The 18,604-nt window shown below is 62.8% G+C and carries 11 protein-coding genes; 3 read left to right on the forward strand and 8 right to left on the reverse strand.

Features of this window, described 5'->3' with window-relative positions; all coding sequences use genetic code 11:
- Positions 1 to 72: 72 nt before the first annotated feature.
- The 3 genes from OF385_RS04015 to OF385_RS04025 form a co-directional block, all read right to left on the reverse strand.
- On the reverse strand, positions 73 to 1,854 hold the full coding sequence (locus OF385_RS04015) for an acetyl/propionyl/methylcrotonyl-CoA carboxylase subunit alpha (RefSeq protein ID WP_264277853.1): 1,782 nt from the start codon (positions 1,852 to 1,854) through the stop codon (positions 73 to 75).
- A gap of 333 nt (positions 1,855 to 2,187) precedes the next feature.
- Positions 2,188 to 2,484, reverse strand: a complete 297-nt coding sequence (locus tag OF385_RS04020; protein WP_264277091.1) for a hypothetical protein — start codon at positions 2,482 to 2,484, stop codon at positions 2,188 to 2,190.
- Positions 2,485 to 2,500: 16 nt separating this feature from the next.
- The gene (locus OF385_RS04025) at positions 2,501 to 3,019 is read right to left on the reverse strand and encodes a CGNR zinc finger domain-containing protein (RefSeq protein ID WP_264277092.1); all 519 of its coding nucleotides are present in this window, start codon (positions 3,017 to 3,019) and stop codon (positions 2,501 to 2,503) included.
- A 25-nt stretch (positions 3,020 to 3,044) separates the two neighbouring features.
- On the opposite strand from OF385_RS04025, the gene OF385_RS04030 reads away from it, so the two are divergent.
- The gene (locus tag OF385_RS04030; protein ID WP_264277093.1) at positions 3,045 to 3,248 is read left to right on the forward strand and encodes a hypothetical protein; all 204 of its coding nucleotides are present in this window, start codon (positions 3,045 to 3,047) and stop codon (positions 3,246 to 3,248) included.
- A gap of 30 nt (positions 3,249 to 3,278) precedes the next feature.
- Here OF385_RS04030 and OF385_RS04035 read toward each other — a convergent pair whose 3' ends face one another.
- The 4 genes from OF385_RS04035 to OF385_RS04050 all read right to left on the reverse strand — a co-directional run bounded on the left by OF385_RS04035 (position 3,279) and on the right by OF385_RS04050 (position 9,604).
- Positions 3,279 to 3,920, reverse strand: coding sequence for a Maf family protein (locus tag OF385_RS04035; RefSeq protein ID WP_264277094.1), 642 nt, complete (start codon positions 3,918 to 3,920; stop codon positions 3,279 to 3,281).
- The gene (locus OF385_RS04040; protein WP_264277095.1) at positions 3,917 to 7,420 is read right to left on the reverse strand and encodes an MMPL family transporter; all 3,504 of its coding nucleotides are present in this window, start codon (positions 7,418 to 7,420) and stop codon (positions 3,917 to 3,919) included. Before OF385_RS04040 ends, OF385_RS04035 begins: the two co-directional genes overlap by 4 nt.
- Positions 7,421 to 7,424: 4 nt before the next feature.
- Positions 7,425 to 8,096 (reverse strand): TetR/AcrR family transcriptional regulator, encoded by a 672-nt coding sequence (locus tag OF385_RS04045; RefSeq protein ID WP_264277096.1) that lies wholly within the window; start codon positions 8,094 to 8,096, stop codon positions 7,425 to 7,427.
- 128 nt (positions 8,097 to 8,224) lie between these two features.
- A complete protein-coding gene (locus tag OF385_RS04050; RefSeq protein WP_264277097.1) occupies positions 8,225 to 9,604 on the reverse strand; it encodes a dicarboxylate/amino acid:cation symporter in 1,380 nt (459 codons plus the stop codon).
- Between the two features lie 433 nt (positions 9,605 to 10,037).
- Here OF385_RS04050 and OF385_RS04055 point away from each other — a divergent pair, with 433 nt between their 5' ends.
- Positions 10,038 to 10,427: a VOC family protein gene (locus tag OF385_RS04055; protein WP_264277098.1), complete on the forward strand. Its 390-nt coding sequence runs from the start codon at positions 10,038 to 10,040 to the stop codon at positions 10,425 to 10,427.
- A gap of 37 nt (positions 10,428 to 10,464) precedes the next feature.
- On the opposite strand, the gene OF385_RS04060 is transcribed toward OF385_RS04055, so the two are convergent.
- A complete protein-coding gene (locus OF385_RS04060) occupies positions 10,465 to 12,132 on the reverse strand; it encodes a DUF885 domain-containing protein (protein WP_264277099.1) in 1,668 nt (555 codons plus the stop codon).
- 247 nt (positions 12,133 to 12,379) lie between these two features.
- Here OF385_RS04060 and OF385_RS04065 point away from each other — a divergent pair, with 247 nt between their 5' ends.
- Positions 12,380 to 18,571, forward strand: coding sequence for an Ig-like domain-containing protein (locus OF385_RS04065; RefSeq protein WP_264277100.1), 6,192 nt, complete (start codon positions 12,380 to 12,382; stop codon positions 18,569 to 18,571).
- Positions 18,572 to 18,604: the final 33 nt, after the last annotated feature.

The following is an 18,604-nucleotide window of genomic DNA, read 5'->3' on the forward strand; positions in this document are numbered from 1 at the left end:
CTAGAAAAAGGCCCTGAGGGGCCCTGCCGCGATTCTGCGCGGCAGGACCCCTCAGGGCCTTTAAGGACAGTCCTAGCTGGCGTCGTCGATGGTCGCGATGACGGCACCGGAGGACAAGGTTTCGCCCGGAGCAACTTCCAGGCCGTTGACCACACCGGCGCGGTGCGCGGTGATCGGCTGTTCCATCTTCATGGCTTCGAGCACAACAACCAGGTCGCCCTCGGACACTTCAGCGCCATTGGCCACAGCCACCTTCACGATGGTGCCCTGCATGGGCGAACGCAGCTCAGCGCTGTTGGCGCTGGTTCCGGCAGCGGCCTTGCGGCTGGTCTTGCGCTTCTTCTTGCCTGCCGCGCGCTCCGCGCCGTTGGCGGACACCGATCCCAGCGAGGAGGGCAGGGTCACCTCCAGGCGCTTGCCATCAACCTCAACGGTCACGCTGGTGCGCTCGTTCTCCTCGTCCTCAGCCTCCGCGCCCGGCATCGGGTGGGGCTCGATGGCGGTCTTGAACTCGGTTTCGATCCAACGGGTGTGGACCTTGAAAGTCCCCTCGGCAGGAACGAAGGCCGGGTCGCTCATCACGGCGCGGTGGAATGGCAGAACGGTGGCCATGCCTTCGATCTGGAATTCTTCCAAGGCGCGGCGGGCACGCGCGGCGGCGACCTCGCGGGTGCTGCCGGTGATGATCAGCTTGGAGATCATCGAGTCGAAGTTCCCCGAGACGCTTTCTCCCTGCTCGATGCCGGAGTCAACGCGGACGCCAGGGCCGGAAGGCAGGGCCATCTTGGTGATGGTGCCTGGGGTCGGCATGAAGTTGCGGCCGGCGTCCTCGCCGTTGATGCGGAATTCGAAGGAGTGGCCGCGGACTTCCGGGTCGCCATATCCGAGTTCCTCGCCGCGAGCGATGCGGAACTGCTCGCGGACAAGATCCAGTCCGGTGACTTCCTCGGAAACCGGGTGCTCGACCTGCAGGCGGGTGTTGACTTCGAGGAAGGAGATCACGCCGTCCTGGCCTACCAGGAACTCGCAGGTGCCAGCGCCCGTGTACTTTGCTTCGCGCAGGATCGCCTTGGATGCCTCGTACAGGCGGGTGGTCTGCTCTTCGCTCAGGAATGGAGCCGGAGCTTCCTCGACCAGCTTCTGGTTGCGGCGCTGCAGCGAGCAGTCGCGGGTGGAGACGACCACGACATTGCCGTGGGCATCGGCCAGGCACTGGGTTTCCACGTGGCGTGGCGCGTCCAGGAAGCGCTCGATGAAGCATTCACCGCGGCCGAAGGCGGCCACTGCCTCGCGAACTGCGGAGTCGTAGAGCTCGCCGATTTCCTCGCGGTTGCGCACGACCTTGATGCCGCGTCCGCCGCCGCCGTAGGCGGCCTTGATGGCCAGTGGCAGACCGTGCTCATCGGCGAAGGCATAGACCTCATCAGCCGAAGCCACCGGATCCTTGGTGCCCGGCACCAGCGGGGCGCCAACCTTTTCGGCAATGTGGCGGGCCTTGACCTTGTCGCCGAGCTGGTCGATGGAATCCGGCGAAGGGCCGATCCAGGTCAGGCCAGCGTCGATCACGGCCTGGGCGAATTCTGCGTTTTCCGAAAGGAAGCCGTAGCCCGGGTGGATGGCATCAGCGCCGGATCGCTCGGCGGCGTCCAGGATTTTCTCAATGCGAAGGTACGACTCGGCTGCGGTAGTGCCACCCAGCGCGTAGGCCTCGTCAGCCAGGCGCACATGCAGTGCATCGCGGTCGGAGTCAGCGTAGACCGCTACGGACTCGATTCCTTCATCGCGTGCGGCCCGGATAATGCGCACGGCAATCTCGCCGCGGTTGGCGATAAGCACCTTCGTCAATTGATTCATCATGAACCTTGTCTTCAAAAATAGGGTTTCTCATCTAGGAGCCTATCGTTTTTGTGGGAACTATATGTAGTTAAACGGTCAAACCCGGGTGTTTGCCTGAAAAGTTTGGAGGAATCCTACAAAATATTCGTGCTAGCGCTCCTCACTGAGTGGCTCTAGCGCCCCAGCGCAGTCCGTATTGGGGTTGGAGCAACCTTCAAGCCCAGGATCTGAAAGGGAAACGTCGAATGCTCAGGCCGTTCCATTGGCCATGGCCGGGCTGATATGGCTATCACCGCTTGCTCGCCATCCGCGGGGATTGCCGCCCTGGGCTAATCCGGCGGTCGAGGGAGATCAATGGCCAGGGGACAGCGGGCCGCTCGAAGGCCTCGAAGAGCAGTCGGTGCGGCCACTGGCCTCGCATGAGGGCGCCAGGTATTTTGTCGTGGCCTCGACCCACCAGCAGGCCGCTTGCCTCTGCGGATTCGAGGAGGATTCCGTACTGCACAGCGTCGCCGGCTGCGCAGTCGCCGGTGGCTCGGCGATCGCTGTCGAGGTGAAGATCCCGTCCTTCAAAATGATGCTGGTGCGCGAAGATGCGGATGCTGCAGCGCTGGAGGAGTCTGCCTGGAGCCGCACCCACGAGAACATCGCGGACGCCTTGCTGCTAGGACTGCCGACTTCGGTGGCGCCGCACCGCCGCGCGGTTGGCGCAGCGCACCGAGCAGTAGCGTTGCCGTCCATTGCGCGTCACGTCCACTACCACTTGCCTGCACGGTTCGGCCTCGCAGCGGCGCAACCGATGCATTCCGCGAGTGGTCAAATGCAGGGCAGTGCCCACCGCGATCACCGACCGCAGGACCTGCGGCAGGCTCTGCCCGTTATCGCGATAGTGCAAGTGCCAGCCTTCGCCATCATGATCCACCATGCGCGGGTAGGCCGCGGCACGGGCCATCTGCTCATTGAGTAGTTCGGCGCGGTGCTCATCGGAGGTGGCATCAACGATGCGCAACCAGTCGTCGATGACCCGGCGCGTCTGCTCATGGTCGTCGGGGTGCCAAGGGAAGGGCATGGTCATCCCCGCATCCCTGGTGCGTTGCTCAATATTCCCGCGATCCTCGGGCCAGCGGTTGGCCAGGGAAGCAGCCAGCAGCACCGCATATTCACCGTAAGGGTTGAGTTGCATAAGGACATTACATCATGCTGAAGCCATGACCACTTCAAAGAACATCGCCATGGCCAGCCACGCAGTTCCCGCCAGCGAACATGAACACAGCTGGCAGACCCGATCAAGCCACCACACCTCGACCGGAATCGTCCAGTACCTGCAGTGCCACACGTGCAAAACCCAGCAGATGAGGCAGGTAGGATACGACTGCCAGGCGCCCAAAGCGAGCAAAGAAATACGCGCCTAGAAACGGTGTTTCCAGGCGCGCATCCCGCGACTACTTCCAGAGATCCACGATCCCTACTCCGAGTTCAGCCAGCAGCTTCCGGAGAACGAAGACATCCAAGCCCACCACGTTCTGGAAGTTCCCTTCGATGGATTCAATGAATGAGGCTGCCAAGCCATCGATGGTGAATGCCCCGGCGCAAGGCAGCGGTTCACCGCTGGCGACATAGGCTTCGATCTCTGCATCGCTGACCGTCGAGAAGTGGACCACAGCGGAGGACACCTTGCCGACCGGCTCTTCCGGCTGCTGCGTGTCGATGAGCCAATGGCCCGAATGCAGCACGCCGGTGGCTCCGCTGAGCTGCTGCCAGCGTTCCCTGGCCACCTGCTCGGTATGCGGCTTGCCGTAGGCGGCACCGTCGAGCTCGAAGACCGAATCGCAACCGAGCACCAGGGTCCCCGCAGGGTGCTGGCCGCTGGCGACCTCCTCGGCCTTCGCCCGAGCCAATAGCTGCGCGGTTTGCGCAGGGGACTGCTCGCCGTGCTGGGCTACCGCCCGGGCGAGCACCGCATCCTCATCCACCGCCGAAACCTGGGTCGTGAATTCCAGGCCCGCATCGGTGAGCACTTTCTTGCGTCCCCATGACGCGGAGGCCAGAACTAGCCGGGCGGAAGGTCGAGGCTGCGTGCTCATACGGTGGCGTTCTCCTTGGTGTAATCCTGATCGTAGTCATCGTCTGCGATTGATTCCTCGGAATCAAGCAGCTCGTTCAACTTCGACCCTTCCACATCAACGTCCGGAAGAATTCTATCCAGCCACCTGGGCAGGTACCAGGCCTTGTCGCCAAGCAGATGCATTACTGCTGGAATCAATGTCATGCGGATGATGAAGGCATCGAAGAGCACGCCGAAGGCCAGAGCGAAGCCCAGCGGGCGGATCATCGCCAAATGCGAGAAGACGAATCCGGCAAAGACCGAAATCATGATCAGCGCCGCGGCGGTCACCACAGGAGCGGCCATGGAGAAGCCCGAACGCACCGCATCCTTGGCAGGCTCGCCGTGGGCGTAGCGCTCGCGCATCGCCGAGACGAGGAAGACCTGGTAGTCCATGGCCAGGCCGAAGAGGATGCCGGTCAGCAGGATCGGCAGGAAGCTGAGCAACGGGCCAGGGACATTGACGTCGAAGAAGCTGGAGAACCAGCCGAACTGGTAGACCATGACGCTAGCGCCGAAGGCCGCCGCCAAGGACAACAGGAAGCCACCGGTGGCAAGCAGTGGAACCACGACGGAGCGGAAGACCAGCAACAGCAGGATCAGCGACAGGCCAACCACGATGCTCAGGTACGGAACCAGTGCCGCGGTCACCTTCTCGGAGACGTCGATCTGGGCGGCAACCTGTCCGGTGACCGCGATATCCGCTCCGGTGGCTGCGGAGAATTCCGCGTAGTCGCCACGCAGCTGATGGACCAGTGCTTCGGTCTGTTCCGACGACGGGCCATCGGTCGGAATGACCTGGATGGCCGAGAGCCGGTGGTTGTCGGTCAAGGCGACCGGAATCGCGGCCACAACACCGTCATATTCGCGCAGCTTATCGGCCACGTCCAACGCCTTGGATTCGGCCTGGCGCTTGGTGAGCTCTTCTGGCAGGTCAGCCAGGACCAGCAACGGGCCGTTGTATCCGGCGCCGAACTTGTCGCTGGTCTGCTCGAAGGCTTGGAAGGCCTGCGAATCGGCGGGTTCCGCGCTGCCATCGGGCAGGGCGGTGCGCATCTGGGTTGCCGGCAACGCAATAGCGCCCAGGACGATGACCACCAGCAACGTGACTGGCACGGCCACCTTGGTCACCATGCGAACCCAGCGTGCCGAGAACGGCTCCTTGATTTCCGGATTCTCCGCCTTGGCCGCGGCCTTGCGGCGGGCGCGCTGGGAAACCAGGCGATTGCCAGCTAGGGAGAGCAAGGCGGGCAGCAAGGTGATGTTCAGCAGAACCGAGCAGAGCACGGTGAAAGCCGCCGATAGCCCCAGCACCGTCAGGAACGGGAGTCCTGGAACGGCCAGCGCTGCCAGCGCGATGATCACTGTCAAGCCGGCGAAAACCACAGCGTTGCCGTTGGTGCCCACGGAGCGCGCGATCGATTCGCCTACCTCCATGCCGGCCAGCATCTGCGTGCGGTGTCGATGGATGATGAACAGCGCATAGTCGATACCCACCGCAAGGCCCAGCATGAGGGCCAGTGCCGGGGTAATCGAGGCCATGTCGATCACCGAGGAGAAGGCCATGGTGGTGCCGACGCCGGCGCCGACACCCAGTACCGCCAAGAGCAATGGCAGGCCTGCGGCAATCAATGTGCCAAGCATGATGATCAGGACGATCGCGGCGATGACCACGCCGATGATTTCCGATGATCCGAAGACCTGGGACATGTCCTGCATGATTTCTTTGGAGAACAGGACCTCCACGCCATTGGCCTGGGGGCCCGCGGCGATGGCCTTGATCTGCTCGCGATCAGCAGGGGTCAACGCATCAGTCTGGATCTTGAAACTTACCTGCGAGACCGCGGTGCTACGATCCTCGGAGACAAAACGCATGTCCGAGTTGGCGCCCACCTGGCGGGCAGCGAACTGCAATTCTGCGTGGCCAGCTTCAAGTTCCTTCTGGCCCTTTTCAACATCCTTTTCGGCCTGCTCAAGTTCGGCGGATTTCTCCTTGAGGGTCTTCTCGCCGGATTCGAGCTTCTCCTTGGCCTCGGCCAGATCAGCCTTGCCCTTCAGGAACTCGGCCTTCTTCTGGTCGAATTCCTTCTGGCCTGCATTCAGCTGGGCGCGTCCGGCATCCAACTCGGCCTGGCCCTCAGCCAGCTTCGCCTTGTTGGCGTCAATCTGCGACTTTGCTTCATCGAGCTGCTTCTTCGCATCGGCCAGCTGGGTTTTCGCGGCGCTGAGCTTGCTGCTGTTCGCCTTCAGTTCCTTGCGTCCGGCATCCACCTGGGCTTGGCCAGCATCGAGCTTCGTGCGCGCGGCATCGAGCTGCTTCAGGCCGTCCTCGCCCTGGGCGATCTTCGCCAGCGCGGCGGTGGCCTGCTCCTTGCCTGCCTGGGCCTTCGAGATTCCGGCCTCAGCCGCGGTCTTGCCCTGCTGTGCCTGGGCCAAACCGGCCTTGAAGCGGTTCAGGGTTTTAGTGTAGTCATTAACGGCTTCCTCGTCGCCGTCGGCTTGAGCCTGTGCCAGTGCCTGCTCGGTGGATTCGATCTGCGAGTTCAGCTGCGCAATGGCGGCTTCTGCTTCAGCCAGCCCGGCCTTGGCCTGGGCCAATCCTTCCTCGGCTTCTTCCAGGCCGGCAGTGGCTTCGGCCTTGCCGGAGGCAAGCGTGGATTCGAATTCCGAGCGTGAAGAACCGCCAAGAAGCTGCTGCATTCCCGACGTGTACTGCTGTTCGCCGGAAGTGATTTCCTTCTGAGCAGCGTCGAGCTTCTTCTCGCCGGCATCGTACTGTGCCTGGCCGGATTCGTAAGTGCTCTTGCCGGACTTGTACTTTGCCAGGCCGTCGTTGTACTTGGCTTCGCCCGCGGCCAGCTGGGCCGCTCCCGAATCAAGCTTCTTCTGGCCAGCCTCCAGCTGCGCGCGGCTGTCGGCCAGCTTCTTCTCGCCGGCATCGATTTGCGGCTGAGCGTCCTTGATTTTCTTTTCGCCATCAAAGTACTGGGCCCAGCCATCGGTCAGGTCCTCGCGGCCGTCTTCGAGCTGTACCTTGCCATCAGCGATCTGCTTCTTGGCGTCGTCGAGTTTCTTCTGGCCATCCACCAGCTTCTTCTCGTTTTTATCGATCTCCGGCTGGGCCTCGTCAAGCTGCTTCTGCAGATCGAAGGGGCTCATCGCGTCCACAACCTGAGGATGCAAGGAGAGCTGTTCCAGCGCTTCGGTGATGGACTTCTGCTGTCCTTCGCTCAGCGGCTTGTCGGTGCTCTCGCGGAACACGATGGAACCGGAACCGCCGGCAAGATCCGGCAATTCCTGTTTCATGCGGTCCAGGGTGCGCTGGGTTTCAGTTCCCGGGAGCGTGAAGGTATTCGAGAGCTGCCCCATGAACAAGCTGGCGCAAACACCAATGAAGATAAAGGCAGCGAGCCACATCGAGATGACGCGCATGCGGTGGCGGTGAGCCCATCGTGCCAGGCGGTAAAGGATTGATGCCATGAGCTTAGATGTCCTTCGAAGTGCTAGTGCTGTTCAGCGGGAAGTGGTTGAAGCCTTGTTCCAGGGTGTGCATTGCCTTGGTCACCAGGGTGTGGAAGGTGGCAATGAGTTCTGGCGAGATATCCATGTTCTGGTTTTGCTGGGCCGGGATGTGTTCCATCCACTCATCGAAGGCGGCTTGGCCTGCCCCTAGGAGGGCATGAGTCAGGACGCGGATGGAGAAGCTGTCGGCGTGGGGGTAGCGGCGGCCGAATTTGTCGAGGACATCGGCGGTGGCCTGCTGCCATTCGTTCATATTCGCTGTAATGCAGCCATTGGGCTCGTTGCCGATGACGTAGGCGCCGAAATGGGCCACCTGTCCCAGCTGCTCAGCGACTTCATCGGATTTGAGCGCCTTGATGATGGAGTCCAGCAGGGGCACGGAGTCGGCGGTCTCGCCCATGGATTCGACCATCGTGTCCAGGACCTGATGCAGGGGATAGGAATAGATGGCGTCCACTGTGGGGAAATAGTTGAACAGGGTGCGCCGTGAAATCCCGGCGGCATCAGCGATTTGATTTGCCGTGAGCGCAGTGTCGGCACCCTGGCGCAATAACTGCGCGACGGCGTCGACGATGGCCTGCTTGGTGGCTCGTTTATTTTGTTCTCGGCGCGTGCCGGTACTCAGGGAAGTCACATACTTACACTACGTGCAAACTTGCACGCTGTGCAAGTTGGCGCAGTTCTCCAGTATTCACTTTTGGATCCTTAAAGGTAATTGGCGTCCGAGCAATCTTGCTCGGACGCCAATTTCAGCGATCGGTGCTATTTCACGGATGCAGGTTCCGCGATGGCTTCGCCTTCGGCCACGGACTCATCGGCAAACGGGTTGCCGTTGCGTGGAGCGTTGTACATATCAAGATCCAGTATGCCTTCGCGCTTGGCCACAATGGTTGGAACCAGTGCCTGGCCAGCAACGTTCACCGCGGTGCGGCCCATGTCGATGATCGGATCAACAGCCATCAGCAGGCCAACGCCGGCAAGCGGCAGGCCCAGGGTGGACAGCGTCAGCGTCAGCATGACCACCGCGCCGGTGGTGCCGGCGGTGGCTGCCGAACCGAGCACCGAAACGATCGCGATCAGGATGTAGTCGGTGAGGGTCAGGTCAATGTTGAAGAACTGGGCGACAAAGACGGCGGAAACCGCAGGGTAGATCGCCGCACAGCCATCCATCTTCGTGGTCGCGCCCAGAGGCACAGCGAATGAAGCGTAGCCCGAAGGCACGCCGAGGTTCCGCTCGGTCACACGCTGGGTCAGTGGCAGGGTGCCAATCGAAGAGCGGGATACGAAGCCCAGCTGGACCGCTGGCCAGACCCCGGAGAAGTACTGCTTGATCGACAGGCCGTGGCTGCGCACCAGGACCGGGTAGAGGGCAAAGAGCACCAAGGCCAGGCCCACGTAGATCGCTACGGTGAACTTGCCCAAGGCACCAATGGTGTCCCAGCCGTAGGTTGCCACAGCGTTGCCGATCAGGCCGACGGTGCCGATTGGCGCAACGCGGATGATCCACCACAGCACCTTCTGGATGATGGCCAGAGCCGAAGCCGAGAATGCCAGGAATGGCTCGGCAGCCTTGCCGACCTTCAGCGCTGCCACGCCGACGGCGATGGCGATCACGAGAATCTGCAGCACATTGAAGCTGATCGAAGTGCTGGCCGCTCCCTCGTCAATGGACGTGCTGGCGCCGAGTCCCAAGAAGTTCGATGGGATCAGGCCGGTCAGGAAGCCAAGCCAGTCGCCGGTCTTGCCGTCATAGCCTGCAGGAGCTTCCTGCCCGGTGTTTGCACCTGGCTGGAACACCACGCCCAGGATCATGCCGATGGTGACGGACACCAGCGCGGTAATTCCGAACCAGAGCAAGGTCTGCCATGCCAGGCGGGCGGCATTGGTGACCTTGGAGAGGTTGGCGATGGAAGCGACCACCGCGAAGAAGATCAGCGGGATGACCGCTGTGCGAAGCAGTGATACGTAGCTGGAGCCGATGATCGACAGGGCGCGGCCCAGGCCGTTAGGCTCGTCGGCCGTGCTGCCGGTGTACTTGGCGATGAGTCCCAGGATGAGACCTGCGATGAGGGCCGCAATGATCTGCGGCCCGAAGCTGGTCATCCAACGAGGGAGTTTAGATGAAGGTGCGGCGTTTGACATGCTTTCAAGGCTAGGTCGGTTCTCACCGCCGGGCGCAGTCGAGATGACGCAAAATGACGAATATGCCTGCATTGTGTTTTTGAACACCCAAATAGTGTGAAGTGGCGCATGAATCCGGTGATACTCCGCAATCACTGGTCACATCCAGTCATCTGCACATCGCCTGCGGCGCCGATGATCGCTCTTCGGTTTGGCCATCCAGCTGGAATCTCGGAGCCCCCTATGGCAGGAGCTTCACGGCAAGCTGGCGGCACTCTTGCACCAAGAACCGGAGGCCGCCGCTGAGCGGTGGGTCCCACGAGGCCGAAATATCGAATCTGCAGTCTGCCGCCCCTTGATTCGGGGCAGCGGTATGGAAGAGTTGGATGCAAGCTCGCGTCGTACTGTGGCACCGGGCGATGAAAGTGCCGATCAAACCGAAGGATCACTCTCAATGCGCGTATATATCACCAGTGTCTTCGTTGATGACCAGACAAAGGCCAAAAAGTTCTACACCGAGATTTTGGGTTTCAGGATCAAGCAGGACGTGCCTGTTGGACCCTACAGCTGGTTGACCCTTGTAGCGCCCGACGATGAAACTGGGCCGGAGCTACTGCTGGAGCCCGCTGCCCATCGGGCTGTTGGGCCATATCGTGAGGCGCTGAAGGCCGACGGAATTCCTGTCACGTCTTTTGCGGTGGACGACGTGCAAGCAGAGTACGAGAGGTTGACTGGATGGGGCGTTGAATTCACGCAGGGTCCCACCGAGACTGGCCCGGTGACCGTGGCAACCTTCGATGACACCTGCGGCAACCTGATCCAGATTTCCAGCTACAAGGGATGAACAAGCCGGGCCCGTGGGGCCCGGCTTGTTCAGCAGGCTAATTCAGCAGCGCGCGCTTGAGGGTATCCAATCCCACCGAGCCCAGCTGCAAGGCCGCGGTGTGGAAATCCTTGAGCGAGAAGGCAGCGCCCTCGGCGGCAGCGTATTCATCGCGGATCTGCTCCCACAGCCGCTGGCCGATCTTGTAGGACGGCGCTTGGCCGGGCCAGCCCAGGTAGCGGTTGTACTCGAAGTCCAGCTGCCCCTGGGACAGATCGAGGTTCCGCTCCAGGAACTCGTATCCCTTCTCCGCATCCCAAGTGCCCTTGCCCCACTGCGGTGGCACCGGCAATCCGAGGTGCACGCCGATATCAAAAACGATCCGGGCCGCGCGAAGGCGCTGCGCATCGAGCATGCCCATGTAGTCGCCGGGATCATCAAGGTAGCCCAGTTGGTGCATGAGGCGCTCCGAATACAGGGCCCAGCCTTCGCCCTGGCCGGAAACCCAGCACATGAGCCGGCGCCAGCTGTTCAGGGTCGCCGCTTGCATCTGCGCCGTGCCGATTTGCAGGTGATGCCCGGGCACGCCCTCGTGGTACACCGTGGTCAGTTCCGCCCACGTGGTGAACTGGTCCTCGCCTGGCGGCACCGACCACCACATGCGCCCGGGCCGGGTGAAGTCCTCGGAAGGCCCGGTGTAGTACACCCCGCCATCCTGGGTCGGCGCGATCATGCATTCAATGCGATCCATCGGTGCCGGGATGTCGAAGTGCTTGCCTGACAAGTCCGCGATCGCCTGATCGGCTTTGCCCTGCATCCATTCGCGCAAGGCATCGGTCCCGTTGAGCTTGCGCGCTGGATCCTCGTTCAGGACGCGCTTCGCCTCGTCGATGGTCGAGCCCGGCTTGATCTGCTGGGCGACGCGCTGCTGCTCGGCGATGATGGCATCAAGTTCGGCGACGCCCCACGCGTAGGTTTCCTCCAGGTCGATGGTTGCGCCCAGGAATCGGCGGGACATCAGCGAATAGTATTCACGCCCTACGGCATCCTGCTCTGGCGCTTGTTCCAGGAGCTCGGTTTCGAGGTATTCGGCCAGCTTGCGATAAGCGGATTTTGCGCCATCGGCACCGCGTTCCAGGCGTTCAGCCGCAGCGGAATCGATGGCGCTGCCTGAGGCGGCGAGCTGATCGAAGAATCCGCCGTCCTTGGCGTAGTCGATCGATTGTCCGGCAACTATCCGCACCTGCCGTTTGGCGGGCATCATCGAGTTGGCCGCCGAATCGCGCAGGGAGGCGATATAGCCGTCGATGGCTGCGGGCAGGTTTTCCAGGCGCTGGGCGATGAAGGCGAAATCCGCGGCGCTGTCCTGGGGCATGAGATCGAAGATCGAACGGATCTCCTGGGCCGGGCTGGCAATGTTGTTCAGTTCCGTGCGCCCGGCAAAAAGAATCTCCAGTTCCAGGCCGAGGCGCTCGGTCATCGCATCGAGCGTCACCTCGTCCACGGCATCAACGGGCGCGGCATTGGCCAGGGAAGAGAGGGTGTCGCTCAGGAGCCGGATGTGCCCGGTAGTGCCGGCGGGCGAGTAATCGCCATAGGCGGATTCATAACCGGGAAGGCCCAGGGATACTCCCCATTCGGGGGTGAGCTCCAGGCTCTTGCGATAGAACTCCTCGGCGATCTGGTCGATCGCAGATGGTTCGCGGTGCGGTGCGGGAGATGTCATGTAGCTAAGAATAGTTGATATGAAAGATTTGTTGAAGAGTTTCGCCATTCAACCCCGCAACCTCGATCTCCGCAGGTTCCGTTAAGATATTTCGTGAGCGAACGGCCTATTCACCCGCATGGGGAGAAGTCACCATGGCGCGCTTTTTATCGCATCGATAGAATTGGTGGGCGTTGACTATGCATCTGGTGACTAAAAGTCATTAGCCGGCGCGCACTCGTACCAGCAATTCAAGGAATGACCTTTAATGGCCAGAACTGCCTCATCCGGTTGGACCGGCATGTTGAAAAGCACCGGTTTCAAAGCAACTGCCATACCGGTGGCTGCCGCCCTCGCCGTCACCGGGGCCATTATCTACCCCGGATTCGAAACCGCTGACGTTGAACTCAACGATGGCGGCGTCTGGGTGGTCAACCAGTCCGAAGGCAAGATCGGCCACGTCAATTACCAGTCGCGCACGATCGATGGTGGCGTAGCTACGCCGCTGGCCAGCTACGATCTGGTGCAGCACGAAGAAAACGTGATGGTCCGCAATCTGGAGCAGGCCTCACTGACCACCATCGACCCCTCCATGGTGCAATTCGCCGGCGACAACAACCTGCCAGCGAACTCCTCCTTCTCCTTCGGGTCATCCGTTGTCGCCGTTACCGATGCAGAACATGGCACCGTTCAAGCCAGCGCCCTCGAGCATATCGGCGACTTCAAAGGCGAAGGCGCTGAACCCCTGATCGACTCCGAAGGCGACGTCGGAGCCGTGGTGGGTACCGACGACACCATTTGGGCGGCAGATTATGCCGCCGGCACCCTTTCCAGCTTCACCTTGGACAACGACGGCACGGCCGTCGCCGGCGAGAAATTGGAAATCTCAGAGCTGGCGTCCATGAAGAAGCCGCAGCTTTCCGCAGTGGGAAAAACCGCCGTGGTCTTCGACGAAGCCAGCGGCGAGCTGGTCACGTCCAAGGGCGGCAAGGCCACCGTGGACAACGCGGCCAACGCCCGGATCCAGGCCCCAGGACCGGACTCCGGAAATGTCGCCATCGCCCTGGACCAATCGCTGGCCACGGTGTCGCTTTCGGGCAAGGACACCAACTACGAACAGGTCGACACCGCGGGCACACCCATCGCCCCGGTGCGAGTTGGTTCGTGCACCTACGCCGCCTGGCAGACCAGCGGCGAGTACCTGCGATACTGCGATGACCCATCCGGCAACCAAAGCACCCTCATCCCGGAAATGACCGAGGGCGCTGAACTGGCCTTCCGCGTCAACCGTGACGTCGTGGTCCTCAACGACGTGCACTCCGGCCAGGTCTGGCTGGCCAACGAAGGCATGGAAATCGTCAGCAACTGGAGCGATCTGGAGCCTCCGGCCGGTGAAGGCGAAGCCAAGGAGGAAGAAACCAAGGAGATCACCGACGCCATCGAGCTGCCTAACCGCACCGAGGAGAACAAGAAGCCCATCGCGGAAGACGACCAGTACTCCATCCGCCCCGGACGCACCACTTTGCTGCCGGTGCTCTACAACGACGTGGACCCGGACGGCGACCTGCTCACAGCAGCCGTGGAAGGAGCTTCGCCGTCGCTGGGCTCCATCCAGCCGGTCCATGACGGCACCGGCTTCCAGATCGTGGTCCCCGAGGACGCCAAGGGATCGGCCAGCTTCAACTACACCACCAAGGACGGCCGCGGCGGACAGGACACCGCCACCGTCAAGCTCAATGTGGTTGGCGAAGACAGCAACAAGGCCCCCGAACAGCAGCGCACCACCGTCCTGCGCGTGCAGCAGGGCGAATCGGTCAGCCAGAACCTGCTCACCGACTGGACCGACGCGGAAGGCGATGACCTGCGCCTGCTCGGCGGAACCTCCGACGGCGACGACGTGATCCGCGTCCAGCCCGATGGCACCATGACCTTCCAGGACGACGGGAAGAAGCTGGGGCAGAAGGAAGTCGCCATCCAGGTCTCCGACGGCAGGGAGGGGACCAAAGGCCGCGTGCTGGTGGAGGTCATGGCCGAATCGACCATCAAGCCGGTCACCGCCACCGACCACGTGGTCACGAACATCGGCGAATCGGCCAGCTTCAGCCCGCTGGAGAACGACACCGACCCGACCGGCGACGGACTGCGCCTGGCCGGCGTGGATGATGTGGCCGGACTGGAATTGGCCAGCAACGCCCAAACCGGAACCGTTACCGTCAAGGCCGAACGCGCCGGAACCTACTACGTGGAATATATGGCCACCAACGGCCCGGCCAGCGCTCCGGGCCTGGCCCGGATCGATGTGAAGAAGCCTGAAGAGCAGGCCGCCGACCCGATCGCCGTGCGCGATGTGGCCCTGCTCCCGGCAGGCCAGGACGTGCTGGTGAACGTGCTGGGCAACGACTCCGACCCGGCCGGCGGGGTGCTGGTGGCCACCGGCGTGCAAAGCGCCACCGACAAGCCATTCTCCACGAGCATCGAGCGCAACACCTTCGTGCGCATCACCGACGTGCGCGGCCTGAGTGACCCGACCACCATCAGCTATACCGTCTCCAACGGCAGCCGCGAAGCCACCGGATCCATCCGCGTCATCCCGATCCCCGCCCCGCCGCGCATGGACCCGCCACAGGCCAACCCGGATACCGTCACCGTGCGCGAGAACGACGTGGCCACGGTCAAGGTCCTGGAAAACGACGTCCACCCCAACGGCGCGGAACTCACCCTGCGCCCGAAGCTGGAGGAAACCGACGGCCTGGGCGAAGGCTCCATCATCTCGGTGGCCGATGAGACCATCCGCTTCCGCGCCGGCGACTTCGGCGGCAAGGCCAAGCAGGTCTCCGCCGTGTACACCGTGGCCGGCCCCGACGGCCAGGAAACCAGCGCCACCGTCACCTTTAATATCCAGCCCGCCGCTGCGGCCAGCGACCTGGAAAAGAACAGCCCGCCGAATCCGGAACCGGTCACCGGCCGGGTCTTCGCCGGCTCCAGCACCAACGTGCAGGTGCCCATCGAGGATATCGACCCCGATGGAGACTCCGTCTCGCTCGTGCAATTCGGTGATGCGCCGCGCCTGGGCACCGCGAAGATCCGCGACGGCTCCATCGACTACACCGCGAACCCCGATGCTTCGGGGACCGATGAATTCAGCTATGTCGTCGAGGACCGCCTCGGCGCCCGCGCCACCGGAACCATCAAGATCGGCGTCGCGCCGCTGGCCGAAACCAACAACTCCCCGGTGGCGGTCAACGACTTCCTCACCGTGCGTCCCAACCGCCCGGTCGCCGTGGACGTGATGGACAATGACACCGACCCGGATGGGGACCCCATCGCCCTGATGAGTGAAGTCTCCACCGAATCCGGGGCCGACGTGAGCGTCGCCGACGGCCGGGTGATCCTGACCTCGCCGCGAGAGGACGGCAGCATTTCGGTGCGGTACATGATTTCCGATGGACGCGGCGGCACCGCAGCGGGAACCCTGAGCATCAAATCCGATCCCCAGGCCCAGCTGCTGGCTCCGATCGCGCGCGATGACCGGGTGTCCCTGGAACAGGTCATCAGCAACGACGAAATCACCGTTGACATCCTGCGCAATGACGAGGACCCCGATGGCAGTGCCGATGAGCTGGAAGTGTCCCTGCCCGATAACCCCGACAGCGCCCGCGTGACCGATGAGGGGCTGGCGGTCACCGCCGGTGAAAACCCGCAGGTCATCGCCTACTCCCTGGAAGACGCAGATGGCTTGACCTCGACCGCATTCGTCCACGTGCCCGGTACCGCTGGCGCCCGCCCGATCCTGCGCAGCGGCCTGAACCTGCAGGTCCAGGCCGGCAAGAACCTGCCGCTGAAGCTCGAGGACCTGGTGCTGGTCCGCGAAGGACGCAGCCCGCGACTGACCACCGAGGAATCGGTGACCTCCATGCCGGAGAACGATGGCGCGCTGGTCTCCTCCGCCACGGAGCTCAACTTCCGCGCACCGGTGGACTTCGACGGCTCAGCCACCGTGAGCTTCGAAGTGACCGACGGCTCGGGACCGGATGACGAGAAGGGCTTGACATCCAAGCTCACCGTGCCGATCAACGTCACCCCGGCTCCGGGGCAGAACAACAGCGACGAGGAACAGGACCAGCGCGAAGACGGCAAGAGCAAGGAAGAAGAGGAAGAAGAGGAAGAGGAAAAGCAGCCGGACGAAGAGAATTTCGCCCCGACCCTGCAGTCCAACTCCCTCTCGGTTGGCCAGGGCGAGGAACCAGCCTTGCTGGATCTGCGCATGGCCGCGAACGACGCCAATGAGGAGGATGTGCCCAAGCTCAAATTCGCCCTCGGGGGCGTGGACATCCAGGGTGTCGAAGCCCAGCTGGTGGAGGGCCACACGCTGAAGGTCAGCGCCGACGCCTCCACGCCCAAGGGCACCAGCGGCACCGTCTCGGTCACCGTCAGCGACGGGGTGAACCCGCCGGTGGCCGCGAATATGAGGGTGACCGTCACTGGCTCCAACCGCGAATTGCCGGTGGCAGTGGCCGATAATGTCGCCGATGCGGCACAGGGCAAAACCGAAGTGGTTGACGTCCTGGCCAATGACCACAACCCGTACGCGGACCAGGGCCCATTGCGCCTGATCAATGCCCGGGCGCTGCAGGACACCGGAAAGGTCGAGATCAAGGGGGACAAGGTAGCGATCACCCCGAAGGACGACTTCGTGGGCACGATGCGCGTGGAATACACCATTGGCGATGTCACCGAGGATGTGGCCCGCAATGTCATCGGGACCGTGACCCTGAACGTCAAGGGCGCTCCGGAAGCACCGGGCCTGCCGCGCGTGCAATCCACCGGCGATGAAAAAGTCGTGCTGCAGTGGGATCCGCCCGCCAATAACGGCTCGGCCATCACGCACTACACCGTCACCGGCGGCGGGCACACCCAGCAGTGCGCCACCACCACCTGCACCATCACCGGCTTGACCAACGACAAGGTGTACAACTTCACCGTGACCGCCACCAACGCGGTCGGCGAATCCCCGGCCTCCGCCCAGTCCGCCGATGCGCGCCCGGATGTCGAGCCGGAGCAGCCTGCTGCCCCGACCGGCACCAGCGGTGATACGCAGGCCGCCTTCAAGTGGACCGCGCCGGTCAGCCGCGGGTCGGCGATCCAGAGCTACACGCTGGAAATCTCCCCGGCCCCTGGCAACGGGATCACCCAGGTTACCGGGATCACCGGCACCTCCTACACCTGGAAGGGCCTGAAAAACGGCACCGACTACCAAGTCCGGGTGCGCGCGGTGAACAAGGCCGCAAAGCCCTCGGCCTTCAGCGCCTACTCTGCGGCCGTCACCCCGGCCGGAAAGCCGTTCAAGCCCGCGGCGCCGACCGCGGCCCGCAAGGAATCCGCGGTGGACGGCGGCGTGGTCAACGTGGCGTGGACGGCACCGGGAAACAACGGTGCACCGATCACCGGGTACACCCTGCGCGTGTTCAAGTCGGGCACCCTGGTCAAGACCGTGGGATCCATCTCGGCCGACCAGCGCAGCCAGAGCGTCACCGGGTTGAGCACCTCCGGCTCCTACACCTTCACCATTGCCGCGAGCAACCGGGTCGGTGCCTCGGCGCAGAGTTCGCCTTCGGCTGCGGTCACCCCCTACGGGCGGCCCAAGACCATCTCGTCGGTGGCCGCCAAGGCCACCGGGGCCTACCGGATGGTGCAGCTGAACTTCCAGGCTCCGGGATCCAACGGGTCGAAGATCACCGGATACCAGTACTCCACCGACGGCGGGGCCTGGAAGTCCTTTGGCGGTCCCGGCGCGGTGATTGACACCGGATCGAACGGCAACGCCCACACCTGGCGGGTCCGGGCGCTCAACGCTGCCGGCGCGGCGTCGCCGAGCCCGGCCAGCAACCAGGAAAGCGCCTACGGCCCGTTGCGCGACAACGCCAACATCTCCGCCTCGCACGGAGATGACTGGATCACCTTCAACTGGAACACCAACGCAGGCGAGGATAATGGCCGCACGGTCAGCCAGACCGTGAAGATCGGCGGAAACAATACCAAGAATGACGGCACGCAAAAGGTGACCGGCCTTGGCTACTCCACCGATCGCACCATCAAGGTCATCGCCAGCGATAACGCGGGACAGTCGCGCTCCTGGTCCAAGACCGAGAAGACCAATCCGAAGCCTGCGCGTTCGATTACCCTGTCCAAGGGACCGCTGTACAACGGCTACTCGAACTCGGATTGCCAGCCGGACTGCTACAAGTACCACGTGGAGCTGTACAACTTCGCGCCCGGGACGCATACCTACCTGGCCCAGTGCTACCACTCCGGCGGCATGTTCTCGGACAACTATGTGAGCTTCACGGTCAACGGCAACGGACGGGCATCGAAAGACCTGCCCTGCGTGATCGAGCCGGGCTATGCCACCCCGTACTTCGCCAGAATCGATGGCACCGAATCCAACAGGACCAGTTTCTAATTGCCACCTTGTGGCACAGCAAGACACAGAAAG

Source organism: Glutamicibacter sp. JL.03c, assembly GCF_025854375.1.
Taxonomy (GTDB): Bacteria; Actinomycetota; Actinomycetes; order Actinomycetales; family Micrococcaceae; genus Glutamicibacter.